Genomic DNA, 23386 nt, shown 5'->3' on the forward strand with positions numbered 1-23386 from the left:
CCGGGGCCCGTCATCACAAGGGCTACCAGCCCCTCACCACAAGGGCTCCGGCTCCACGTCCGTCACCACAGGGGCTGCCCGCCCGTCACAATGGGGGCGTGAACGAGCCGATACCCGTCATCCGCGACACCGACTGCGGCACCGCAAGGCTGCTGCCCGACGTCGACCGGGACCGGGCCTGGCTGCTCACGGTCGACGGCGCCCCGCAGTCCTACGTCGATCTCGACGAGCCGGAGCACCTCGAATTCGAGTACGTACGCCGGCTCGGCCATGTCATCGACCGGGCCGGTACACCCGGAACGCCGCTGGACGCCGTGCATCTCGGTGGCGGCGCGCTCACGCTGCCGCGGTACCTCGCGGCCACCCGGCCCGGCTCGCGGCAGGACGTGGCCGAGGCGGACCGAGGGCTCGTCGACCTGGTCCGCGAGCATCTGCCGCTGCCCGAGGGCGCCGGCGTCACGGTGCACGGCACGGATGCCCGGGGCTGGCTGGAAAGGGCTCCGGAGGACTCCGCCGACCTGTTGATCGCCGATGTCTTCGGCGGCGCGAGGGTGCCTGCCCACCTCACCTCCGTGGAGTACGCGCGGGCCGCCGGACGCGTCCTGCGCGAGAACGGCGTCTACGCGGCCAACCTGGCCGACAGCGCTCCCTTCACCTTCCTGCGGTCCCAACTGGCCAACTTCGCAGAGGTCTTCGACGAGCTCGCCCTGATCGCCGAACCGGCTGTGCTGCGCGGCCGGCGCTTCGGGAACGCCGTGCTGCTCGCCTCCCGCGCCCCGGTCGACGTCGCTCCGCTCACCCGGCTGTGCGCCGCCGACGCGTTCCCCGCACGGGTCGAGCACGGTGCGGCGCTCACCAGGTTCATGGGCGATGCGAAGCCGGTGAGGGACAGTGAGGCCGTGGCCTCACCCGAGCCCCCCGAGGGCGCCTTCGGCATCGGCTGATTCCCGGGGCCGCTCCGGGACGCCGACCTGCTTCACCGAGGTGCGACGCTTCAGATTACGTACGTCCGGGACGAACAGCACGCCCGCCGTCACCAGCACGATCAGAGCCGCGCAGCCCCAGAGAGCCTGGCTGCGCCCGACGAGCGTCTCCACCGGGCCGGCCGCCGCCGTGGCCAGCGGCACCATCGCCACCGAGCCGAACCAGTCGTACGCCGCGACCCGGGACAGCTTCTCCTCCGGGATCTCCTGGTGCAGGGCCGTCATCCAGGAGACCCCGAACACCTCGATGGCGACCCCGGTCACGAACATCACCGCGCAGAGGCCCGCGACCGGCAGCGGGATGGCGAGCGACGCGGACGGCAGGGCCAGCGGGAACACGCAGAGGGTCCCGGCCAGCAGCAGCCGCCTGGGTTTCCACCGCATCATCAGCAGTGCCCCGCCCAGCGTGCCGACCCCGAACGCAGCGAGGGCGAACCCCCAGGGGCGGGCTCCCCCGAGCTCGTCCCGCGCCACGAGCGGTCCGTACACCGCCTCGGCGGCCCCGACGACGGCCACGACCACGGAGAACTGCAGCACGACCGCCCAGAGCCAGGGACGCCCGACGACCTCACGCCAGCCGTCCCGGAGATCGGTGAGCAGCCCGCCGCCGGGTGCGCGCGCGGGGATGTGGCTCACATCCAGGAAGGCCCGGAGGACGCCGGCGACGGCGAACGCGGCAGCGTCGACCGCCAGCACCCAGCCCGGGTCCATGGCCGCGATCATGGCCCCGCCGAGTGCCGCGCCGCCGATGGCGGCGCCGTGCATCGACATCCGGAAGAAGGCGAAGGCGCGGGCCGCCTGTTCACCGCTGACGCTGGACATCAGCATGCCCTCGGCCGCCGGGCCGAAGAAGGCCTGCCCGGTACCGCAGAGCGCCGTCAGCAGCATCATGTGCCACAGTTCGGCGCCGCCGGTCAGCACCAGCCAGGCGAAGACCGCCTGCGAGACACAGTTGAGCGCGTTCGCGGCCACCATCACCCGGTGACGCGGCAGCCGGTCCGCCACCGCGCCGCCGATCAGCAGGAAGAGCACCAGTGGCGCCGTACGCGCGGCTGCGACCAGGCCGACGTCACCGCCGTCGCCGCCCGACTCCAGAACCGCGAACGCCGCCGCGATCAGAGCGCCGTTGGTGCCCAGGCTCGTGATGATCGCGGCGGCGGTCAGCAGACCGAAATTGCGGCCTTCCGGCAGAGAGCGGAGGGCGGGGGAGGGGGAGGGGGCGGCGGAAGTCACCAAGGGACTATCCCCGGCCCGGCCCCCTCCCGCCAAATGGATCGTCCGGCGGTGTGCGCGGGAGGCTCAGGACGCGGTCTCCGCGCCCTCCGCCAGACGCACCGTGCTGAGGATCTTCTGGATGGTGGTGTCCGGGAGTTCGTCGTCGATCCCCGCGTTCGCGTAGAGGATCCAGGAGGAGTACTCGTCCTTGGCGTTCTTGAAGGTGAACGCGATCGACTTGCCGTCGGTGTCGCACTTGTTCTTGTTGGCCAGCCCCGTGGCCGTGGCCGTGACGACGCTGCCCGAGAGGCCGGACTTGGTCGTGTACGGCTTGGGCTTGCCGGTCTTCACCTTGTCCTTCGGGTCCTCCTGCGCATAGGCGGCCCAGACCCAGTTGGCGGCCTCGTTCGTGGCCGCCTCATCCGTGTTCTTGGCGCCCTGCCCGCCCTTGGTGCCGACACCGGCCAGGCTGGTGTCGTCCTTGGTGCCGTCCTTGTCCGGGTCGTCGGTGCACCACTTGGTCTTGTAGTGCGCGGGCGCGGAGAAGCCGACCGCCGGAGGACCCGTGGGGTCCTTCGCGTTCTCGAAGCCCGAGATCACACCGGTGCCCGAGACCTCCCAGTCGCCCGGCACGTCGAACTGCGTGCCCCACTTGGGGTTGGTCACGACCTTCCAGCCCGGAACCGTGGGCGCCGCGTCCTCGCCGCCCCGCGGGTTGGCCGCAGGGGAGGACGACGCGGACTCGGACGCCTTCGCGGACGGCGACGAGGACGCCTTGCCTCCGGCCACGTCCGAGCCGCCCTTGTCGTCGTCCTTGTTCATCACGACGACACCGGTGACGACCGCCGCGACGACGACCGCGGTGGCCGCGACCACGGCGACGACCGTCGTCTTCTTCTTGTCGTCCGGCCGGGGCCCGCCCGGCCCTCCCGGTACGGCGTACTGCGGCACCGTGGGCTGCTGGTAGGGGTTGGGCTGCGGGTAGCCCGGCTGCCCGTGCTGTTGGTATCCCGGCTGCTGATAGGGATTCGGCTGTTGGTACCCCGGCTGCTGGTACGGGTTCTGATTCTGGTCCTGCGGGTTCTGCTCGCCCCCGGGCGGCTGCTGTCCTGGCCACATGGCCAGTAACCATAGAGGGGTGGGGGGCCCTCTGCCACGGGCGGCCCTGTGAGGGGATGGTCAAAGAGCACTACCCGCTAGTAACATCGCGCTATGAGCACAGAAGAGATGACGGTCGGCGACATTCTGTCCGCGAGCGTCCCGATGGTCCGGACCCTCGGCATCACGTACCTCGAGACGACCGCGGAACGCGCTGTCCTCTCGCTCCCCGACCGGGCCGATTACCACAACCACCTCGGCGGACCCCACGCCGGAGCGATGTTCACGCTCGCCGAGTCGGCGAGCGGCGCGATCGTCGTCGCCGCGTTCGGCGACCAGATGGCCCGCGCCGTCCCGCTGCCCGTCACCACGGAGATGGCCTTCAAGAAGGTGGCCATGGGCGAACTCACCGCGACGGCGGTGCTGGGCCGCCCTGCGGCCGAGGTCGTCGCCGAACTCGACGAGGGGAAGCGCCCGGAGTTTCCCGTGAGCGTCGAGATACGGCGCGCCGACGGCGCCGTCACCAGCGAGATGAGCGTGGTCTGGACCCTGCGTCCGAACCGATGACCGCCGCCCGGCCCCCCGCGCGTCCGGGCCGGGGCCGCGGGGCCCGCTCCGGCCGTCCGGCCCGGTAGGCTGCCCGCCGTGCACCACCCGTGGTGCACGACCGCAGATCCCTACACGGGAAGGACCCCGCGTTGCACGTCCAGGAGTGGCTCGAGACCGTCCCCGCGGTCAGCATTTACCTCCTGGTGGGGGTCGTCATCGGACTCGAGAGTCTGGGTATCCCACTGCCCGGCGAGATCATCCTCGTGAGTTCGGCGCTCCTCGCCTCCCAGCACGGCGACATCGACCCCGTGGTGCTCGGCGCCTGTGCGTCCGCCGGGGCGATCATCGGTGACTCCATCGGATATGCCATCGGCCGCAAGGGGGGCCGCCCCCTGCTCGCCTGGCTCGGCGGAAAGTTCCCCAAGCACTTCGGGGCGCCACAGATCGCCATGGCGGAGCGCTCGTTCGAGAAGTGGGGCATGTGGGCGGTCTTCTTCGGCCGCTTCGTCGCACTGCTGCGGATCTTCGCGGGGCCGCTGGCCGGTGTCCTGCACATGCCGTACTGGAAGTTCCTCGTCGCCAACGTGCTCGGCGGCATCGTCTGGGCCGGCGGCACCACCGCCGTCATCTACTCGGTGGGAGTCGTCGCGGAGGCGTGGCTCAAGCGCTTCTCGTGGCTGGGGCTGCTGGCCGCCGTGCTGATCGGCCTGGTCTCGATGCTGGTGCTGAAGAACCGCGCCAAGAAGGCCGCGGAGCAGGCCGACCACGCGGTGCCGGAAGCGGTCCCGGCCGACTGACCCGGCGTGGGGCCCTCGCGAGGCCCTCGCGGGGCCGCCGTGTGGGCCCCGCGGCCGTCAGTCCTCCTGGTGCGCCGCGCGGTGGGCCTTCGCCAGCTCCACGTAGCCCGCCGCGTTGAAGGCGATGCCCTCGCGTTCCTCGGCGGTCAGCTGCCGCTTGACCTTCGCGGGCACGCCGGCGACGAGGGACCCCGGGGGCACCTGCATCCCCTGCGGCACGAGTGCCTGTGCGGCGATCAGGGAACCCGCCCCGATGTGCGCGCCGTTGAGCACGGTGGCACCCATGCCGACCAGTACGTCGTCCTCGATGACACAGCCGTGCAGTACGGCGTTGTGACCGACGGACACCCTGGCGCCCACCGTCAGCGGGAAACCGGGGTCCGTGTGCACGCTGCAGTTGTCCTGGATGTTGCTGTCGGGGCCCAGGGAGACCGGGCCGGCGTCGGCGCGCAGCACCGCGTGGTACCAGACGCTGGACCCCGCGGCCATCGACACGTCGCCGATCACGACGGAGGTCGGGGCGAGGAACGCGTCCGGATCGATGTCCGGCTCCTTGCCGCCGATACCGGTGACCAATGCCTGCACTGCCATCGCCTGCTCCTCCGGTGAGGTGTGGTGCGCTCGGGGCCCCTTGCTCCGCACGAACCGTAATGGACGGCCTCGGCGCGCCGGACAGGTGGGGTGAACATCACAGCCCGTCGCGAGGGCCCGCTCCGTCCGGGCGGACTACCGTGAGCGGGTGCCGAAGAACCGGAACTCGTTCTCCTCCCTGGCCCTCCGGCGGCGTGGCCTCGCGTCCCGCGCGGTCCATCGTGTCTGGGCCTGGGTGCAGGAGACCGGGGCGGTCACCGCGCAGCACCCCGGGCGGCTCCGCTTCCGCCGTATCGGTGCGGGAACCAGGCTCGCCTTCCCTCAGGGCACCGTCTTCGGGGAGCCATGGATCGAACTGGGCGACCACTGCATCATCGGTGAACAGGTGACGCTCACGGCCGGCCTGATGCCCGATCTGGACCTGGGGGCCGAGACCGTCCTGACCCTGGGCGACGGTGTGGTGCTCGGCCGGGGCAGTCATGTCATCGCCGACACCAGTGTCTCGATCGGCTCGGACACCTACTGCGGTCCGTACGTCTACATCACCTCCACCAACCACAGTTACGACGATCCCGACGAGCCGGTCGGCAAACAGTGGCCGCGCATGGAGCCCGTCGAGATCGGGCCGGGCTGCTGGATCGGCACCGGAGCGGTGATCCTTCCGGGGGCCAGGCTCGGCCGCAACGTGGTGGTCGCGGCAGGAGCCGTCGTACGCGGAGAGGTGCCCGACCACGCGGTGGTGGCGGGGGCGCCCGCCCGGGTGGTGCGGAGCTGGGATCCGGAGGAGGGCTGGCAGCCGCCGCTGCGTACTCCCGCGCCGGTGCCGATCCCGGACGGGGTCACGCCGGAGCAACTGGCGGCTGTGGCGCTGCTGCTGGAGGACGCGACCGAGGGCGCCTGACGCCTGCGGGTCCGACCGTCCGTTCCCGGGAGCCCGCCAGTCGGTCAGCCCGTCGCCAGCAGGAGTGTTCCGAGCAGGGCCAGGCCCGCGCCCGCCGCCTGGACCCCGCGCAGCCGCTCACCCAGCACGCCTCGCGCCGCCAGCGCGGTCACCACCGGATACAGCGAGGCCAGGACGGCGGCGACGGTGACCGGGCCGTGCTGCGCGGCGATCGAGTACGTACCGTTGGCCGCGACATCGGCGAGCCCGACGAAGGCCAGTGCGGGGAGCGCGGCCCGGACGGTGGCCGCCCCGCCGTCCTCGGGCAGCGCGCGGCCGCCCCGGCGCACGGAGACGTACAGCGCCGTTCCGCCGACCGCGATGTTCGTGATCCGCTGGACGAAGAGGGCGAGGAAGAGGCCGGTCAGCGTGGTGGACGCCTCCGCGATCAGGGCCATCACCGCTCCGAAGCCGAAAGCGGCCACCAGCGTCAGTGCGACCGCCCGGCGCTGCACCGGCGCGCCGCGCAGTTGCGGCCCGCCGGCCATGACGACCCCCGCGACGGCGACCGCCACCCCGGCGAACTGCAGCAGCCCGGGCCGCTCGCCGACCAGCAGCCCCACTCCGACCGGGACCGCCACTCCGAGGGAGCCGAGCGGGGAGACCACGCCCATCGGGCCCAGCGCCAGGGCCTTGTAGAAGCTCAGCATCGCGACCGGACCGACGGCCCCCGCCGCGACCGCGAACCAGAGGCGGCCCCCGGCCTCACTCCAGCCGCCGGTCGCGAGCACGACGACTCCGAGGACCGCGGCGGCGATGCACTGGGACACGACCACCACGGTGAGGGCGGGGGTGCGCCGGGTCAGCAGGCCGCCGCCGAAATCGGCCAGCCCCCACAGCAGGCTGGTGGCCAGAGCGAACAGTGCTGTCATGGAGAGCCTCGCAGTACAGTCTGGTGGCCGGGTGGGGACACCACACGGTAGTGCACTATTTTCGACTCTGTCATCCATAATATTGGACGGAATGTGTCTGACCTCGATCAGCTGACGCAGTCGCTCGCCCGTAACCTCAAGCGCTGGCGGGGCGAGCGCGGATTCACCCTGGACGCTCTCGCGGCACGGGCGGGGGTCAGCCGCGGCATGATCATCCAGATCGAGCAGGCCCGTACGAACCCGAGCGTCGGCACCACCGTCAAGCTGGCCGACGCGCTGGGCGTCAGCATCACGACCCTGCTCGACTACGAACAGGGGTCCCAGGTGCGGCTGGTACCGGAGGCCCAGGCGGTGCGCATGTGGTCGACGGAGGCAGGCAGCTCGACCACGCTTCTGGTGGGCACGGAGGCCAGGGGGCCGATCGAGCTCTGGTCCTGGCATCTGATGCCCGGCGACAGCAGCGCCTCCGATCCGCATCCCGAGGGGACGGTGGAGCTCCTGCACGTCACGGCGGGTGAACTGACCCTGGTCGTCGACGGCGAGACCCACGTGGTGCCCGCCGGTACCTCCGCGACGTTCGAGGCGCACGTGCCGCACAGTTACCGCAACGACGGCTCCGAGCCAGCCGACCTGACCATGGCGGTCTCGATCCCGCCGGTCCGCCGAGAGGGCAAGTAGGCAGCTCGCAGGGGCTGTTAGCGTGAGCGGCATGCGCTCACTCCTGGACATCTTCGGCGATGCCGCCTCCGCCGCCGACCGGCTGGACCTGCTCACCCCTCCCGTCGCGGAAGCGGTGGCGGCCGGCTGGGGCGGCATCCCCGCCGAGTCGGTCCTCCACGTCGACACCGATCCCGGGATCGCCGACACAGCCGTGTTCGCCGAGCACTACGGCCCGGAGCTGCTCGACACGTCGGCCAACTGTGTGGTGGTGGCGGGCAAGCGGGGCGGTGACACGACCCTCGCCGCGTGCGTGGTGCTGTCGCGCGCCCGGGTCGATGTGAACGGGGTGGTGCGCAAGCACCTCGGAACCCGAAAGGCGTCCTTCGCCCCGATGGACGTCGCCGTCGGCGAGACCGGCATGGAGTACGGAGGGATCACCCCGATCGGCCTCCCGGCGGCCTGGCCCCTCCTGGTCGACCCCGCCGTGGCGGACGAGGAGTGGGTACTGATCGGCAGCGGAAGCCGCCGCGGCAAGCTGATCGTCCCGGGCAAGGCCCTGGCCGCACTGCCTGGAGCGGTCGTGCTGGAGGGCCTCGGCGTCTGAGGGGGCGATAGTCGTCGGGGCCGCTCAACGGCCGCCGGGGACGTTCATCGGCCGTCGGCGACGTTCAACGGCCGTCGGGCCGACGTTCCCTGAGCCATTCCGCAGCGAACTCCACCGCTGCGCGGAGGGGAAACAGATGACTCCGCGCCGCCCCCACCTGCCCCTGGGCCACCACTTCGGACCGCGCACGGACGAAGTCCGCCCCGAGTGCGGCGAAGTCGCTGTCGTCCAGGGCGATGTCCTCGTACTCCCACCAGCGGCGTCCGCCCTCCGACGCCACCACGCAGCGGTAGAGACGGCGGGGCGGGGCGGGGCGGCGGTACTCCGCGAGGTGGAAGGCGGTGCAGCTGGCGAAGCCCGTCCCCAGCAGCAGGACCTGTGCGTCCGCCTCGTACAGCCGGGCGAGCGGGGAGTTCTCGCCCAGGTGGCAGTCCTGACGGTGTCCCGAGAGCAGCTTCCCCGCCGCCGGGCCGAGCGCGGCGAACGAGGTCTGGGGGTGGGTGCTGCGCAGCGCGCCCGGAGTCAGCCGCACCCACTCGGCGAGCGCGCCCATGCCGGGTGCCGGAGACGTCGCCGGGTCGAACGCGGGCATCGACGCACGCACCTCGGCGCGGGCCTCGTCGCTCAGGCCGCGGACCCGGTCCAGGTAGGAGCGCGAGGTGTCGGAATTCTCCGGCGTGAAGGCAGGGACGACCAGCGTCCCCTCCGGGCCCAGAGTACGGCGCAGCGCATCGGACATCCCCCTCGCGTCACCGCCCGCGGAGCGCATCGAGGCATGAACGAGCAGGATGTCGCCCCGCCGCACACCGAGGTCGTACAGCTGGGTCCCGACGCGTTCACCGCCGAGGAGGAGATGCTGTGTCACAGCGCACATTCTCCCCGCCGGTGGACTTCCGCGACACCACGCCTTCCGGACGGCGAGCGCCGCGGGTGCCGGGGCCCGGGTGTTCTCGTGGTGGAGGCCGGCCCCGGCAGGCGTCAGCGGCCGGCGTCCAGGCGGGGTATCTCGATCGCCGGGCAGCGGTCCATCACCATGGAGAGACCGGCGGCGCGCGTGCGCCCGTACGCCTCCTCGTCGATCACGCCGAGCTGGAACCAGACCGCCTTCGCCCCCACGGCCACCGCCTCGTCGGCGACAGCACCCGCCAGGTCGCTGTTGACGAAGACATCCACCACGTCGACGGGGAAGGGTATGTCCGCCAGTGAGGCGTACCCCTGTTCGCCGTGGACCGGCTCCGCCTTGGGGTGGACGGGTACCACCCTCTTGCCGAAGCGCTTGAGGACCTCCGCCACCCCGTAGGCCGCGCGGGAGCGGTTGGTGGAGAGGCCGACCACCGCCCACGTGTCGCCCGTGTCCTGGAGAATCCTGCGAACCGTCTCATCGTCTGCGTACATGCCCTGACAACGGACGGTCCCGCCGGACCATTCCCCACGGGAGGGTGAAAGTGCCGGACGGTCCGGCGCATAGGGTGGACCGATGCAGGAGCAGTACCGGACAGTCGCCCGCGCGGGCGTGCACGAGACCGAGGTCAGCCGATCGCGCTTCCTCTGCGCGCTCGCCCCCGCCGCCACCGAGCAGGAGGCGCAGGAGTTCGTCGCGCGCGTCCGCAAGGAGCACCCCACCGCCAACCACAACTGCTTCGCCTACGTCATCGGCGCCGACGCCTCCGTGCAGAAGGCCTCTGACGACGGGGAGCCCGGCGGGACGGCGGGCGTCCCCATGCTGCAGATGCTCATGCGCCGTGAGGTGCGGTACGCCGTCGCGGTGGTCACCCGCTACTTCGGCGGCGTCAAGCTCGGAGCGGGCGGACTGATCCGGGCGTACGGAGGAGCCGTCGGTGAAGCGCTCGACGCGCTGGGCACGACCACCCGCCGCCGGTTCCGTCTCGCCACCGTCACCGTCGACCACCAGCGGGCGGGCAAGCTGGAGAACGATCTGCGGGCCACCGGGGTGGACGTCCGCGACGTGACCTACACGGAGGCGGTGACCATCGCCATCGGGGTGCCGGACGCCGACGTCGACGGCTTCAGGGCCTGGCTGGCCGACGCCACGGCAGGTTCCGCGACGCTCGAACTGGGCGGCGAGGCGTACGGGGATGTCCCAGCCGGATGAGGGGTCCGGGGCCGCGCGGCATTAGCGTGGTCGGGCCGGCCGCGGAAATCCGCGGTGGGCGGCGTGCGGACCGGTCCGGTCCCGGGGGCGGAGGAAGTGGAACATGCGGGTCGGAGCAGCCGGAGTGAAGGCATGAGGATTCTGCACACCTCGGACTGGCATCTGGGGAGGTCCTTCCACCGCGTCTCCATGCTCGATGCCCAGGCGGCCTACCTCGACCACCTCGTCGGGACGGTGCGCGAGCAGGCCGTCGACGTGGTCGTCGTGGCGGGCGACGTCTACGACAGGGCCGTACCGCCCCTCCCGGCGGTCCAGCTCTTCGACGACGCCCTGCACCGGCTCGCCGCCGCCGGTGTCCCGACCGTCATGATCTCCGGCAACCACGACTCGGCCCGCAGGCTCGGCGTCGGTGCCGGGCTGATCGCACGGGCCGGGATCCATCTGCGCACCGACCCCGCCGACTGCGCCACCCCGGTCGTGCTGCGCGACACGCACGGCGACGTGGCGTTCTACGGCCTGCCCTATCTGGAGCCGGCACTCGTCAGGGACAGCCTCGGCGCCTCGAAGGCGGGGCACGAAGCAGTCCTGACCGCGGCCATGGACCGGGTGCGGGCCGATCTCGCCGCCCGGCCGGACGGCACCCGGTCCGTCGTTCTCGCCCACGCGTTCGTGGCGGGCGGTGAACCCAGCGACAGTGAACGCGACATCACCGTCGGCGGTGTCGCCGCCGTCCCCGCAGGGGTCTTCGACGGCGTCGACTACGTCGCACTCGGCCACCTGCACGGCTGCCAGACGGTCACGGAACGCGTGCGCTACTCCGGATCACCCCTCGCGTACTCCTTCTCCGAGCACACGCACCGCAAGACGATGTGGCTGATCGACCTCGGCCCCGGCGGGGACCTGACCGCCGAACGCGTCGACTGCCCGGTGCCGCGCCCCCTGGCCCGGCTCCGCGGACGCCTCGGCACCCTGCTCGAAAACCCGGCCCTCGATCGGCACCAGGACTCCTGGGTGGAGGCCACGCTCACGGACCCGGCGCGGCCGGACGAACCGATGGCCCGCCTGACGGAGCGCTTCCCGCACACCCTCAGCCTGGTCTTCGACCCCGAGCGTTCCCCGCAGGACCCCCACGCGTCGTACGCCCAGCGGCTGCGGGGACGTGACGACCAGCAGGTGGCGGAGGACTTCGTGGCCCATGTACGCGGCGGAAGCGGACCCAGCGCGCAGGAAAGGACGGTGCTGCGCGCCGTCTTCGACGACGTACGGGTGAGCGACGGAGTGGACGAGGTGTCCCGTTGAGGCTGCACAAACTCACCCTGACCGCGTTCGGACCCTTCGGCGCGCCTCAGGAAGTCGACTTCGACGCACTGTCCTCGGCCGGGATCTTCCTGCTGCACGGTCCCACCGGCGCGGGCAAGACCTCCGTCCTCGACGCCGTCTGCTACGGCCTGTACGGCGCGGTGCCCGGTGCCCGGCAGAGCCCCGGCACCTCGCTGCGCAGTGACCACGCCCCGGTGGACCTGCCGACCGAGGTGTGCCTGGAGCTGACCGTCGGAGGGCGCCGCCTGGAGATCACCAGGCGGCCCGCGCAGCCCCGTCCCAAGAAGAGGGGCGGCGGCTTCACGACCGAGAAGGCGCAGAGCCGGCTGCGCGAGTACGAGCCGGAACACGGATGGAAGGCTCTCAGCCGCTCCCACCAGGAGATCGGCGAGGAGATCGGCGGCCTCGTCGGGATGAGCCGGGACCAGTTCTGTCAGGTGGTACTCCTGCCGCAGGGCGACTTCGCGCGGTTCCTGCGCGCCGACGCCGAAGCGCGCGGAAAGCTGCTCGGCCGGCTCTTCGACACCCGCCGCTTCGCCGCCGTCGAGGAGCGCCTGGCCGAACTGCGACGCGCGGCCGAAGCCCGGGTCAAGGCGGGGGACGAGCAGATTCTCGCCCTGGCCCAGCGCATCGCCCAGGCAGCCGGCCCGGCGGCGGACGAGCCGGCGCCGCCGGACGCGCGGCCCGGCGAGCCCGGTCTCGCCGAAGGGGTCCTGCAGTGGGCCGCCGTCGCGCGCAGCGGAGCCGCTGAACGGTCCGACATCGCCCGGTGCCTCCTGGCCGGGGCCGAGGACAGGGCCGCCGCCGCGCGCCGCGCGCTCGAAACCGAGCGTGAACTCGCCCGGCTCCAGCAGCGCTACGAGGAGACCCGACGCCGGGCCGCGGGACTGGAGGACCGCCGGGCGGAACGCGACCGCTGCCACGAACAGCTGGCCCGCGCGCGCAAGGCCGACCTGGTCGCGCCGGCGCTCGACCTGCGCGACGAGGCGGAGCGGACCCATCGCACGGCTGTCGCGGCACGCGAGCGGTCCCGCGCGGGGCTGCCTCCCGAACTGGCCGAAGCGGGCTTCGAGCAGCTGGCCGGCACGGAACGCGGACTGCGGGCCGAGCTGGGCGCACTCGACGCCGCACAACGGGCCGAACGGCGCAGCCGGGAGATCGACACCGAACGCTCCCGTCTGGAGCGGCAGTCCCGTTCCGACGACGAACTGATCCAGGAGGCGGCACAGTGGCTGGCCGGCTGGGACGCCACCCACCGGAGCCTCAGGGAACGCGTCGAGACGGCACAGGAGGCCGCGACCCGCGCGGAACAGCTGGCCGGCCGCCTCGACCCCGCTCGCAGGAGGCTGGAGGCGGCACGCCGCCGTGACGCCCTCGGCCTCCGCGAGGAAGCCGCGGCGGCGGCCCTGACCGCGGCCCGCGAACGTGCCGTGGAGGCGCACGAGAAGTGGCTGACGCTGCGGGAGCAGCGGTTGCGGGGCATCGCCGCGGAACTGGCGGGTCGGCTCGTCGACGGCGTCGCCTGCACGGTGTGTGGCTCGGCGGAGCACCCCGAGCCGGCCCGTGCGGAGGACGGCCACGTGGACCGGGCCACGGAGGAGGCGGCGCTCGCCGCCCACCAGCGGGCGGACCGGGAACGTGCCGAGGCGGAGAACGAGCTGGGGGTGGTGCGCGAACGACTCGCCGCTGCCCGGGCGGAGGCGGCGGACCCGGAGGACGTGGACGGAGCCACAGGGGCGGCCGGCCGATCACACAACTCCGTGGCCGCACTGCAGGCCGTCGTCGAGCGCCTGACCCAGGAGCACGCGGAAGCGCACCGCCTGGCCGCGGGGACGCACGCGGCCAGGGAAGCGCTCGCCGCCGCCGAGCGTGAGCACCTCGGCCGCCTCGACGACCGGCAGCAGGCCGAGCGGCGCGGCGCGGCCCGCACCTCGCAGCGGGAGGCGCTCGACCGTGAACAGTCCGCACTGGAAGCCGAGTTGGTGAAGGCCCGGGGCGACTGCGGTTCCGTGGCCGAACACGCGGAACTCCTGGAGCGCCGTGCCGGGCTGCTGGCCGACGCCGCCGAGGCGCTCCGTGCGGAGCAGGACGCGGCAGAGCGGCTCAAGGAGGCCGACGGCAGGCTCGCCGACGCCGCCTTCAGGGCCGGTTTCGCCACCCCGCAGGCAGCCGCCGCGAAGCTCCTGGGTGACACCGCCCAGCGGGAGTTGCAGCATCGCATCGACGCCTGGCAGACGGAGGCCGCCACGGTCGCCGACCGACTTGCGGAGGAGGACGCCCGGGCCGCCGCCGGCCGGCCGCCCGCGGAGCCGGACGCGGCCCAGGAGGCGTACGACCGGTCCGCGAGGATGCTGCGGGACAGCGCCGCTGTGCACGCGGCCGCCGAGGAGCGCGGCGCGGAGCTCGCCCGGCTCTCCCGCCGCGCGGAGGAAGAGGTCCGCGCCCTGGGCCCTCTGCGCCAGGAGTACGAGAGGGTGGCACGTCTCGCCGGTCTGACCGCGGGCACCTCCGCGGACAACGAGCGCAAGATGCGGCTGGAGGCGTACGTACTGGCGGCCCGCCTCGAACAGGTGGCCGCCGCGGCGACGGCCCGCCTCCAGCGGATGTCGGCGGGCCGCTACACGCTGGTCCACTCCGACGAGCGCAGCGGAGGCCGCAGGGCGGGGCTCGGACTGCACGTCGTCGACTCCTGGACGGGCCGGGAGCGCGACACGGCCACGCTGTCCGGCGGGGAGACCTTCTTCGCCTCGCTCGCCCTGGCGCTCGGCCTCGCCGACGTGGTGACGGACGAGGCGGGCGGAGTGCGCCTGGACACGCTCTTCATCGACGAGGGCTTCGGCAGTCTGGACGACCAGACACTGGACGAGGTGCTCGACGTCCTGGACTCGCTGCGCGAACGCGACCGCAGTGTCGGCATCGTCAGCCATGTGGCCGACCTGCGCCGTCGCATCCCCGCCCAGCTCGAGGTGGTGAAGGAGCGGCACGGATCGGCGGTGGTCCACCGGGCCGCCGGCACGCTCAGCGGCTGATCGCCCGACGGGGGAGGGGCGAGGAGTACACGATGCTGGTGGTCACCGAGCCGAGGGTGCCGATCCTCCCCGTGACCTCCTCCAGATGACGCATCGACCTCGCGGTCACCTTCAGTACGAAGCAGTCGTCCCCGGTCACATGGTGCGCCTCCACGATCTCCGGTGTCGTGTCCGTCAGATCGTGGAACGGCTTGTAGTTGCCGGTCGGATAGCGCAGCCGTACGAGGGCGAGGATCGGCAGTCCCAGCCGTTCCGGGTCCACCACCGCTGCGTACCCGCTGATCACCCCCGCCTCCTCGAGGCGGCGTACGCGCTCGGTGACGGCGCTGGGGGACATCGCCACCGCGCGGGCCAGCTCGGCGAAAGTCGCGCGCCCGTCGCGCTGCAGGACGTCGAGAATGCGCCAGTCCGTGGCGTCCGGGGAATACTCGGTCATGAGATCAGACAACAGGGGAATCCACCGTGGATCAAGTGATGTGCAGGGGATCGCTGCTTCCGGGCGGGGAGGACCCACCGTAGATTTCCGGGCATGACCTCACAGAGCATCATCACAGGTAACCCCGTCCTCCAGGTGCCGCCCGCCTCCTCTGCCGCCGCCGTCGCGTTCTTCGGCGGCTCACTCGCGTTCCACGCCGACGTGTCCGATGTGGCCACCACCCTGGAGGCCGGCGGAGACCCCGGATTCGTCGTGCTGGACTCCCGGTCCACCGCGTCCTGGGAACAGGGGCGCGTCCCCGGCGCGGTGCACCTGCCGGCCGCCCTGATCGCGGAGCAGGCGGCCGGGCTCCTCGACCCGGCCGTCCCGTGATCACTTACTGCTGGGGGCCGGGCTGCAACGGTGCGACCAAGGCCGCTCTGGCGCTCGCCGAACTCGGCTACCAGGTCAAGGAGATGCTCGGCGGATTCGAGTACTGGGTGCGCGAGGGATTCGCCTACGAGACCGGGGAGGGGCCGGAGCGGCGTACCGCCGACCCGCTCACCGCGCCCAGGGGCGCCGAGGACTGCGGCTGCTGAACCGGTCGGGCGCGCTCACGTGCCGAGGAGCGCGCCGAACAGGTCCTCGCCGTCGTCGTCGGCCGGCAGGCCGCTGACCTGACCGTCGCCGACCTCCACCACCCGCCACGCCCCGTCCTCCCGCAGCGCCACGTCGGTCGTCACCCATCGGCAGCCGAGCGTGCGCACGGCCTCGCCGACCGCGTCGAGGGCGGGCGCCGGGAGCAGGCCGGGCGTGTCCGGATGGGCCGTCACCCGCACCGCCTCGCCGTCCACCCACCACACCCGCGCCTCCCCGCCCGGCACGAACCGTTCGTATGCCCGCAGCACCACGCCGCCGGCCAGGAAGTCCCCCTGCAGTTCGACGAGCCGGCCGACGACACGGGCCAGTCGTTCCTCGTCGCCCAGCTCGGGGACGAAGCACGCCTCGTCCCACTCGTGCTTACGGGACTTCACGAAGTCCTTGACGATGCCCGGACCGGAGCCGAGCCCCCGGGCGAGGCCCGACCAGACGGAGGGCTCCGGCAGCGCCTCACCGACGGCCAGGGCACGCCAGACGCTGAGCGGGGTGAGCTCGGCGAACACCTCGTACCAGCCGGGGAGTTCATGGGCGGCGCGGTAGGCGGTGGCGTCGGTGAGCAGCGAGCAGCCCCGGGCGGCGAGTGCGTGCTCCAGCTCCGCGTAGCGGCCGGGCGGAATCATCCAGCCCCGGTACCAGTACGGCCCCGAGTCCCGCGGCACCCGGCCGACGGCGCTCTCCGGATCCCCGGCGAGCAGCGCGTCGTGGTCGACCAGCGCGGTCCGCGCACCGGCGCGCCGTGCCGCGGCCGCCTCCTGGGCGAACGCCGGATCGGAGTGCCGCGGCCGCAGAGGGTCGCGGCAGAACAGGAAGCCGGGGGCGGGCATGCGGACATCATCCTTCGGGCTGCCGGTGGGGAGAGGAGCGTGCGGGGGGACCGGTGGCGTGCACCGGGCCCCCGCACCGCCGGGATCAGAGCCTGGAAAGCTCTTCCACGAGGTCGTCCAGACCGAGCGACCCCTGCGACAGGGCCGCCATGTGCCAGGCCTTGAGGTCGAACGCGTCACCGTGTGCCTTCCGCGCGTTCTCCCGGCCCAGCAGCCAGGCGCGCTCGCCCAGCTTGTAGCCGATGGCCTGCCCCGGCATGGAGAGGTAGCGGGTCAGCTCGCTCTCCACGAAGTCGGCGGGCCGGCCGCTGTGGCTGCCGAAGAACTCCTCGGCCAGGGCCGGCGTCCACCGCTCACCGGGATGGAACGGGGAGTCGCCCGGGATCTCCAGCTCCAGATGCATGCCGATGTCCACGATCACCCGGCAGGCGCGCATCATCTGCGCGTCCAGATAGCCGAGGCGGCGTTCGGCGTCGGGCAGGAAGCCCAGTTCGTCCATGAGCCGCTCGGCGTACAGCGCCCAGCCCTCGGCGTTGGCACTGACCTGGCCGACCGACGCCTGGTAGCGGGAGAGGCTGTCCGCGACATGCGTCCACTGCGCGATCTGCAGGTGGTGGCCCGGCACGCCCTCGTGGTACCAGGTGGACACCAGGTCGTACACGGGGAAACGGGTCTCGCCCATGGTGGGGAGCCAGGTGCGGCCCGGCCGTGAGAAGTCCTCCGACGGCCCGGTGTAGTACGGGGCGGCGGCACCGCCCGCGGGTGCGATCCGGGACTCCACCTTCCGGACCCGCTCGGCGAGTTCGAAGTGGGTGCCGTCGAGCGCCTCGATGGCCTCGTCCATCAGGCTCTGCAGCCAGGCCCGGACCTCCTCCACGCCCTCGATGTGCTTGCCGTGCACGTCGAGATGGGCGAGGGCCTCCCAGGGGCCCGCGCCGGGGAGGATCTTGTCCGCCTCGGTCTTCATCTCGGCCAGCAGCCGGTGGTATTCGGACCAGCCGTAGGCGTACGCCTCGTCGAGATCCAGATCCGTGCCGTTGAACTGGCGTGCCCAGCGGGCGTAACGCTCGCGGCCCACCGTGTCGGGGGCGCCCTCGATCGCGGGGGCGTAGACGTCCCTCATCCAGTCCCGCAGGGAGACCAGGGCCCCGGCGGCCTGTCCGGCCGCTTCGTCCAGCTCCGTGCGCAGTGACCCGGGGCCCGCGGCCACGAAGTCCTGGAAGAATCCGGGGGTGCCGTCCTCCCCGGCCCAGGTCCCCAGCTGGCCGATGAACGTCGCGGCCGGACGCGGACCGCCGTAGAGCTTGCGCTCCAGACCGAGGGCGAGCGAGGCGCGGTACCCCTCAAGAGCCCCGGGTACGGCCCGCAGCCGGTCCGCGACCGCCGTCCAGTCCTCGTCCGTCGCCGTCGGCGTCGCCGAGAACACGTCGCGGAGGCTGTGCGCCGGGGAGTGGATGTTGGAGACGGCCCGCAGCCCCTCCTCGGCCTCATGGACGGCGAGTTCGGCCGTCAGGCGCTCCCGCAGCAGGCGCGCACACCGCCTCTCCTCGTCGGTGTCCGCACCCGGCACCTGTTCGGCGGCGTCGAGTTCCCCGAGGGTGCTGCGGATGAGCCCGGCCATGGCGGCCTGGCCGGCGGGCGAGAAATCGGGCAGCCGGCGGGAGCTTTCCGCGACACCGAGATAGGTACCTGTGATCGGGTCGAGTTCGATGTACGCGTCGACGTAGGCGTCGGCGACCTGGCGCGGCAGTGCGCTGCTCGATGTGTCTGACATGTGGACATCCTCGTACGGAGAAGGCCTCCACGTCACGGGGAACAGGACTTCGGGATCACACGCCGGTCGCCGGCGGCATCAGAGGCGGCAGCAGAGGGCCGCACTCCCACTGCTGGAAGATCAGCCGGGTCTCCACGCGTGCCACCTCGCGGCGTGAGGTGAACTCGTCCAGCACCAGGCGCTGCAGGTCCGTCGGATCGGCGACGGCCACATGCACCAGATAGTCGTCGGGCCCGGTGAGGTGGAAGAACGCCCTGGACTCGGGCAACGCCCTGATCCGTTCGACGAAGGGGCCGATGAGCTCCCTGCGGTGGGGCCGGACCTGGACCAGCAGGAGTGCTTCCAGGCCCCGGCCGAGCCGCGCCGGATCGAGCCGCAGCCGGTGCCCGAGGATCACACCGGACCGGCGCAGCCGTGCCACCCGGTCCAGACACGTCGACGGGGCCACTCCGACTTCTGCGGCCAGCTCCCGGTACGTCGTCCGCGCATCGTTCTGCAACAGCCGCAGTATGTGCAGATCAACCGGATCGAGAGCGACGGATTCAGACATCGGGCGAACGTAGCACGGCCTTGTGGCGCCTCGGGCCGGTTCCTGTTCAGGCTGGTGACATGGACACCGAAGCCACCTCGCTGACACCCCAGCCCTCCTTCCGGTCCAGGGCGCTCGCCACCGAAGCCGTGCACGCCGGACGCGACGACCTCGCCTCTCTCGGCCTGCACGCCGCGCCGATCGACCTGTCCACCACCTATCCCTCGTACGACTCCCGGGGCGAGGCCGCGCGCATCGACGCCTTCGCCACCACCGGGGCCAGGCCCGAAGGCCCGCCCGTCTACGCACGGCTCGACAACCCGACGACGGGCCGCTTCGAAACGGCACTGGCCCGGCTGGAAGGCGCGGCCGACGCAGTCGCGTTCGCCAGCGGGATGGCGGCGCTCACCGCCGTGCTGCTGGCCCGCGCGAGCCTGGGGCTGCGCCATGTGGTCGCCGTGCGGCCGCTCTACGGCTGCAGCGACCACCTGCTCAGCGCCGGACTGCTGGGCACCGAGGTGACCTGGACGGATCCGGCGGGCATCGCCGACGCGATCCGCCCGGACACCGGTCTCGTGATGGTGGAGACGCCCGCCAACCCGACGCTGGCCGAGATCGACATCAGGGCCGTGGCGCACTCCTGCGGCTCCGTGCCGCTCCTCGTCGACAACACCTTCGCCACGCCCGTGCTGCAGCGGCCCCTCGCACACGGGGCCCGGATCGTGCTGCACAGTGCCACCAAATACCTGGGCGGCCACGGCGACGTGATGGGCGGAGTCGTCGCCTGCGACGAGGAGTTCGCCGCGACCCTGCGACAGGTACGGTTCGCCACCGGCGGCGTGCTGCACCCGATGGCCGGCTATCTGCTGCTGCGCGGGCTGTCCACCCTGCCGGTACGGATCCGGGCTGCGTCGGCCTCCGCCGCAGAACTGACCCGCAGGCTTTCGGCCGACCCCCGCGTCGCCCGCGTGCACTACCCGGAGGTGGGCGGCGCGATGGTGTCCTTCGAGGTGTTCGGGGATCCGCACAGGGTCATCGCGGGGGTCCGGCTGATCACGCCCGCCGTGAGCCTCGGCAGCGTGGACACCCTCATCCAGCATCCGGCCTCCATCAGCCACCGCATCGTGGGTGAGGGAGACCGGAGGGCCGCCGGTGTCGGTGACCGTCTGCTGCGCATGTCCGTCGGCCTCGAGGACGTCGAGGACCTCTGGGCGGATCTGTGCCAGGCCCTCAGTGACCGGAACGCTGTTCCGCCGACGGCGCGAACCGCTGGACGGGAGCCGCGGCCAGCCGCGCGGTGATGACCAGGGTGCCTTCCTCGATCTGGTAGTCGAGAGGCAGTGAGAGCGCCCGCATGGCGGCCACCATCCCGGTGTTGTGGGCCTGCGTCACGGCGTAGACGCTCTCGCAGCCCGCCTCGACGGCCAGGGCCACCAGCCGGCCGAGGAGCTCGGAGCCGATGCCGCGGCGCTGCCAGTCGTCCTCGACGAGGAGGGCGACCTCGGTCTCGTCCCCGTCCCAGAGCAGATGACCGAGCGCCACCAGCCGGCCGGAGGCCGTCTGTACGGCCAGTGTGCGGCCGAAACGGGGGCTGAGCAGGTGGTCCAGATACCGGTCGGCGTCACGGACCGGACCGTGGTAGCGCAGGCCGAGGGTGTGCTCGGAGCAGCGGCCGTGCATGGCGAGGGCCGCGTCGAGGTCACCGCGGTCCGCGCGGCGCACGGTGATCTCGTTGCCCTCCGGCAGGGTGAGGACGTCCTCGCTGCGCGGGACGCGCGGGCCGAGCCGCGCGTCGAGCTCGACCAGCGCCCGGGCACGGGCGAACTCCGTCGGGGTGAAGGGGAGGTAGGGGCGCTCCACCGTGATGACACCGCCCGACGGATCGCGCAGCCTCATCACGGTCTCCTCCAGGACACCTTCCACCGGTGCGCTCTCCCCGGTGGGGCGGCCGGTGACGGAAAGCGCGGGCAGCGAGTGGATGGTGCACCGGCCGAGGAGCTGGCGCAGCGCCAGCGGGAGTTCGGCCGCGTCCAGCGCGGTGCGGGTGGCGAGGCCGAGGACCCGGGTGGGCGTGTCCACCAGGTCGTGGGCGTCCGCCCGCTCGATCCAGGTGGCCGATCCGCCGGCGGCGGAGATCTCCCGGGTGAGCTGCTGGGCCGGCAGCGTCGTGGGCGCGCGCAGCAGGAACTCGTCGACGGTGCCCTCGGCCAGCGGGTGGGTCTGCAGCGTCAGGATGTCGATCCGGTGACGTGCCAGGACGATGCAGAGGGCGGCCAGGGCACCCGGCGCGTCCCGCACGGTCGTCCGGATCCGCCAGAGCACCGTTTCGGCGGGCTCGTCGGCGTCCGCTGACGGAAGCTCCGGGCCCGTGCCGGTGCCGGTGCCGGTGTCCGGGGGTGGTGCGTGGCTGTGCCGCCGCGCCCACCACGTGTGGAAGGCGGCCGTGGCCACCAGAGCCACGGCCGAAGCCATGAGCAGATAGGGCCCGTCGGGCTGGTGCCCGATCAGGTTGGCGATCGCGTCGGCCACGGCTACGGCAGTGAAGAGGGCGGCCAGTTCGATCAGGTCCCGCCGCCAGTGGTGCGGACGGCGGGCACTCTTCGCGGATGTCACATCAGTCATGCCCTCACTGTGACCGAACGGTGTTGCCTGATCACGAACGCATTGTGACTGACGGGTTACGTGTGGATCTGGTCGCCTTCAGCACCTTTTTCATGTCGTCGTCCCCGCACCGTCGACGCTCCCGGCCGGGACCCGGTGTCAGCCGTCCCGTCGAGCTCACTGCCCGGTGCGCCCCGGCTGCAGCACCTTGCTGAACAGGACCGAGCCGCCCTGGGCCCGGAGCCGTACGGTCAGTTCCCCGCTCCCGCCGTCGATGTCGACCTCTCCGAAGAACTGCGGCTGCTCCATGGGGGAGACGTTCTGCCGGTCGGGCGCCCGGACGAAGACCCGCTCCGGGCCGAACGTCCCGTCCAGCGCGTTGGCGGGGAAGCTGCCCGCGGCCAGCGGACCCGAGACGAACTCCCAGAACGGCGCGAAGTCCTTGAAGGCCGCACGCTCGGGGGCGTAGTGCTGGGCTGAGGTGTAGTGCACGTCGGCCGTCAGCCATACGGTGCCGGTGACGCGCCGGTGCTTGATGAAGCGCAGCAGCTCGGCGATCTGCAGTTCGCGCCCCAGCGGAGCTCCCGGGTCTCCCTGGGCGACCGCCTCGATGTCCGTGGCTCCGTCCGGGACCACCAGCCCCAGCGGCATGTCGGCAGCGATCACCTTCCACACCGCACGGGACCGGGACAGCTCGCGCTTCAGCCAGCGCAGCTGCTCGGCGCCGAGGATGCCCTGGGTGTCGTCGGCCTGCCGGCCGGGCGAGTTGGCGTTGCGGAAGGACCGCATGTCCAGCACGAACACGTCGAGCAGTGGACCGTGCCGCACGACGCGGTGCATGCGCCGCTCGTCCGGCGATCCCTGGAGCGTCGTCACCGGGAAGTACTCGCGGAACGCCCGCATCGAGCGCGTGGCGAGCACGTCCACGTTCTTCTCCGTGTAGCGGACGTCGTCGAGGATCTGCCCCGGGTACCAGTTGTTCCGCACCTCGTGGTCGTCCCACTGGATGACGGAGGGGACCTGCGCGTTGAACGCCCGCAGGTTGTCGTCGAGCAGGTTGTACCGGAAGTTCCCGCGGTACTCGTCCAGGGTCTCGGCGACCTTCGACTTCTCCGGGGTCGTGATGTTGCGCCAGATCCGCCCGTCGGGCAGCGTCACGCTGGGCTCGATCACCCCGTCGGCATAGATGTTGTCGCCGCTGCAGAGGAAGAAGTCCGGGTCCAGGCGGCGCATCTCGTCGTACACCCGGTAGCCGCCGATGTCGGGGTTGATGCCCCAGCCCTGCCCCGCGATGTCGCCGGACCAGAGGAAACGCACCCCGTCACGCCGGCGCGCCGGCGCCGTGCGGAAGGTTCCGTACACCGGCTTGCCCGTCCGGCGCGGGTCGTGCGGGTCCGCGAGCGTGACGCGGTAGTGGACCTGCTCGCCGGCCGGCAGGCCGTACAGCGGGGTGGTGCCGGTGAAGTCCGTACGGGCGTCGACCAGCGGGCCGTGCCAGGTGCGGGCGCGGCGGAAGGACTCGGTCGCCGAGGTCTCCACCACCATCTGCGCGGGGCGGTCCGAGCGGACCCAGACCAGGGCGGACGACGCCGTGACATCACCGACCTGCACGCCCCAGGAAGCGCTCGGCCGGCCCGACAGCGCGAACGCGGGGGCCGTGGTGACCACGGCGGGCACGGCGACCGCCGCCGAGGCGAGGAGCGAGCCACGCAGCACGGTGCGGCGGCCGGGGGCCGGGACGAGGGGACGGTTGGACATCGATGCGCCTCCATGGGCGAGAGGGCTGCCGGGACAGCGGGGGCGTACAGGCTG

At 72.3% G+C, this 23386-nt stretch carries 22 protein-coding genes and 1 pseudogene; 11 read left to right on the forward strand and 12 right to left on the reverse strand.

Annotation, left to right across the window (positions count from 1 at the left end):
• The first annotated feature begins 98 nt into the window (after positions 1-98).
• Positions 99-944, forward strand: coding sequence for a fused MFS/spermidine synthase (locus tag AB0P41_RS20040; protein ID WP_365933242.1), 846 nt, complete (start codon positions 99-101; stop codon positions 942-944).
• Here AB0P41_RS20040 and AB0P41_RS20045 read toward each other — a convergent pair.
• Both AB0P41_RS20045 and AB0P41_RS20050 read right to left on the reverse strand, forming a co-directional pair.
• Positions 906-2216, reverse strand: a complete 1311-nt coding sequence (locus AB0P41_RS20045; RefSeq protein ID WP_365933244.1) for an MFS transporter — start codon at positions 2214-2216, stop codon at positions 906-908. The two genes, AB0P41_RS20040 and AB0P41_RS20045, sit on opposite strands and share 39 nt — an antisense overlap.
• 66 nt (positions 2217-2282) lie before the next feature.
• Positions 2283-3317, reverse strand: a complete 1035-nt coding sequence (locus tag AB0P41_RS20050) for a hypothetical protein (RefSeq protein WP_356715072.1) — start codon at positions 3315-3317, stop codon at positions 2283-2285.
• Between the two features lie 108 nt (positions 3318-3425).
• On the opposite strand from AB0P41_RS20050, the gene AB0P41_RS20055 reads away from it, so the two are divergent.
• Entirely contained in the window at positions 3426-3863 is a 438-nt protein-coding gene (locus AB0P41_RS20055) for a DUF4442 domain-containing protein (RefSeq protein ID WP_356715122.1), read from the forward strand.
• Positions 3864-3994: 131 nt separating this feature from the next.
• Entirely contained in the window at positions 3995-4642 is a 648-nt protein-coding gene (locus AB0P41_RS20060) for a DedA family protein (RefSeq protein WP_356715070.1), read from the forward strand.
• Positions 4643-4699: 57 nt separating this feature from the next.
• Here AB0P41_RS20060 and AB0P41_RS20065 read toward each other — a convergent pair whose 3' ends face one another.
• On the reverse strand, positions 4700-5233 hold the full coding sequence (locus AB0P41_RS20065) for a gamma carbonic anhydrase family protein (protein ID WP_365933246.1): 534 nt from the start codon (positions 5231-5233) through the stop codon (positions 4700-4702).
• Positions 5234-5381: 148 nt separating this feature from the next.
• On the opposite strand from AB0P41_RS20065, the gene AB0P41_RS20070 reads away from it, so the two are divergent.
• Positions 5382-6134 carry a DapH/DapD/GlmU-related protein gene (locus tag AB0P41_RS20070; protein ID WP_356715067.1) on the forward strand — a complete coding sequence of 251 codons (753 nt, stop codon included), beginning with the start codon at positions 5382-5384 and terminating at the stop codon, positions 6132-6134.
• Between the two features lie 44 nt (positions 6135-6178).
• Here the strand turns inward: AB0P41_RS20070 and AB0P41_RS20075 are convergent, their stop codons facing one another.
• Positions 6179-7045: an EamA family transporter gene (locus AB0P41_RS20075; protein ID WP_356715065.1), complete on the reverse strand. Its 867-nt coding sequence runs from the start codon at positions 7043-7045 to the stop codon at positions 6179-6181.
• 93 nt (positions 7046-7138) lie between these two features.
• Here AB0P41_RS20075 and AB0P41_RS20080 point away from each other — a divergent pair, with 93 nt between their 5' ends.
• Both AB0P41_RS20080 and AB0P41_RS20085 read left to right on the forward strand, forming a co-directional pair.
• Positions 7139-7723 carry an XRE family transcriptional regulator gene (locus AB0P41_RS20080; protein WP_356715063.1) on the forward strand — a complete coding sequence of 195 codons (585 nt, stop codon included), beginning with the start codon at positions 7139-7141 and terminating at the stop codon, positions 7721-7723.
• Between the two features lie 31 nt (positions 7724-7754).
• On the forward strand, positions 7755-8309 hold the full coding sequence (locus AB0P41_RS20085) for a YbaK/EbsC family protein (RefSeq protein ID WP_356715061.1): 555 nt from the start codon (positions 7755-7757) through the stop codon (positions 8307-8309).
• Positions 8310-8373: 64 nt separating this feature from the next.
• On the opposite strand, the gene AB0P41_RS20090 is transcribed toward AB0P41_RS20085, so the two are convergent.
• Together AB0P41_RS20090 and AB0P41_RS20095 are read right to left on the reverse strand one after the other, a co-directional pair.
• Entirely contained in the window at positions 8374-9183 is an 810-nt protein-coding gene (locus tag AB0P41_RS20090) for an AAC(3) family N-acetyltransferase (protein ID WP_365933249.1), read from the reverse strand.
• Positions 9184-9287: 104 nt separating this feature from the next.
• Positions 9288-9704: a CoA-binding protein gene (locus tag AB0P41_RS20095; RefSeq protein WP_356715057.1), complete on the reverse strand. Its 417-nt coding sequence runs from the start codon at positions 9702-9704 to the stop codon at positions 9288-9290.
• Positions 9705-9786: 82 nt separating this feature from the next.
• Between AB0P41_RS20095 and AB0P41_RS20100 the strand changes: the two genes are divergently transcribed.
• The 3 genes from AB0P41_RS20100 (at position 9787) to AB0P41_RS20110 (ending at position 14771) form a co-directional block, all read left to right on the forward strand.
• Entirely contained in the window at positions 9787-10422 is a 636-nt protein-coding gene (locus tag AB0P41_RS20100) for a YigZ family protein (protein ID WP_356715055.1), read from the forward strand.
• A 132-nt stretch (positions 10423-10554) separates the two neighbouring features.
• Complete coding sequence (locus tag AB0P41_RS20105) at positions 10555-11721, forward strand: exonuclease SbcCD subunit D (protein WP_356715053.1); 1167 nt, start codon at positions 10555-10557, stop codon at positions 11719-11721.
• The gene (locus AB0P41_RS20110; protein WP_365933252.1) at positions 11718-14771 is read left to right on the forward strand and encodes an SMC family ATPase; all 3054 of its coding nucleotides are present in this window, start codon (positions 11718-11720) and stop codon (positions 14769-14771) included. The genes AB0P41_RS20105 and AB0P41_RS20110 overlap by 4 nt, the downstream gene beginning before the upstream one ends.
• Here the strand turns inward: AB0P41_RS20110 and AB0P41_RS20115 are convergent.
• Positions 14761-15207 carry an Lrp/AsnC family transcriptional regulator gene (locus AB0P41_RS20115; RefSeq protein ID WP_356715049.1) on the reverse strand — a complete coding sequence of 149 codons (447 nt, stop codon included), beginning with the start codon at positions 15205-15207 and terminating at the stop codon, positions 14761-14763. The genes AB0P41_RS20110 and AB0P41_RS20115 overlap by 11 nt on opposite strands.
• 93 nt (positions 15208-15300) lie before the next feature.
• On the opposite strand from AB0P41_RS20115, the pseudogene AB0P41_RS20120 reads away from it, so the two are divergent.
• Positions 15301-15785, forward strand: a pseudogene (locus AB0P41_RS20120) (rhodanese-like domain-containing protein).
• 15 nt (positions 15786-15800) lie between these two features.
• On the opposite strand, the gene AB0P41_RS20125 reads toward AB0P41_RS20120, so the two are convergent.
• The 3 genes from AB0P41_RS20125 to AB0P41_RS20135 all read right to left on the reverse strand — a co-directional run bounded on the left by AB0P41_RS20125 (position 15801) and on the right by AB0P41_RS20135 (position 18994).
• The gene (locus AB0P41_RS20125) at positions 15801-16670 is read right to left on the reverse strand and encodes an ATP-grasp domain-containing protein (RefSeq protein ID WP_365933253.1); all 870 of its coding nucleotides are present in this window, start codon (positions 16668-16670) and stop codon (positions 15801-15803) included.
• 85 nt (positions 16671-16755) lie between these two features.
• Positions 16756-18444, reverse strand: a complete 1689-nt coding sequence (locus AB0P41_RS20130; RefSeq protein ID WP_365933255.1) for a DUF885 domain-containing protein — start codon at positions 18442-18444, stop codon at positions 16756-16758.
• Between the two features lie 55 nt (positions 18445-18499).
• Positions 18500-18994, reverse strand: a complete 495-nt coding sequence (locus AB0P41_RS20135; RefSeq protein WP_356715042.1) for an Lrp/AsnC family transcriptional regulator — start codon at positions 18992-18994, stop codon at positions 18500-18502.
• Between the two features lie 59 nt (positions 18995-19053).
• On the opposite strand from AB0P41_RS20135, the gene AB0P41_RS20140 reads away from it, so the two are divergent.
• On the forward strand, positions 19054-20274 hold the full coding sequence (locus tag AB0P41_RS20140) for a PLP-dependent transferase (protein WP_365933257.1): 1221 nt from the start codon (positions 19054-19056) through the stop codon (positions 20272-20274).
• Here the strand turns inward: AB0P41_RS20140 and AB0P41_RS20145 are convergent.
• Together AB0P41_RS20145 and AB0P41_RS20150 are read right to left on the reverse strand one after the other, a co-directional pair.
• The gene (locus AB0P41_RS20145; RefSeq protein ID WP_365933498.1) at positions 20204-21586 is read right to left on the reverse strand and encodes a GNAT family N-acetyltransferase; all 1383 of its coding nucleotides are present in this window, start codon (positions 21584-21586) and stop codon (positions 20204-20206) included. The two genes, AB0P41_RS20140 and AB0P41_RS20145, sit on opposite strands and share 71 nt — an antisense overlap.
• Before the next feature lie 165 nt (positions 21587-21751).
• Positions 21752-23332 carry an alkaline phosphatase D family protein gene (locus tag AB0P41_RS20150; protein ID WP_356715038.1) on the reverse strand — a complete coding sequence of 527 codons (1581 nt, stop codon included), beginning with the start codon at positions 23330-23332 and terminating at the stop codon, positions 21752-21754.
• Positions 23333-23386 lie beyond the last annotated feature (54 nt).

Source organism: Streptomyces sp. NPDC079167 (assembly GCF_040686735.1).
GTDB lineage: Bacteria > Actinomycetota > Actinomycetes > Streptomycetales > Streptomycetaceae > Streptomyces.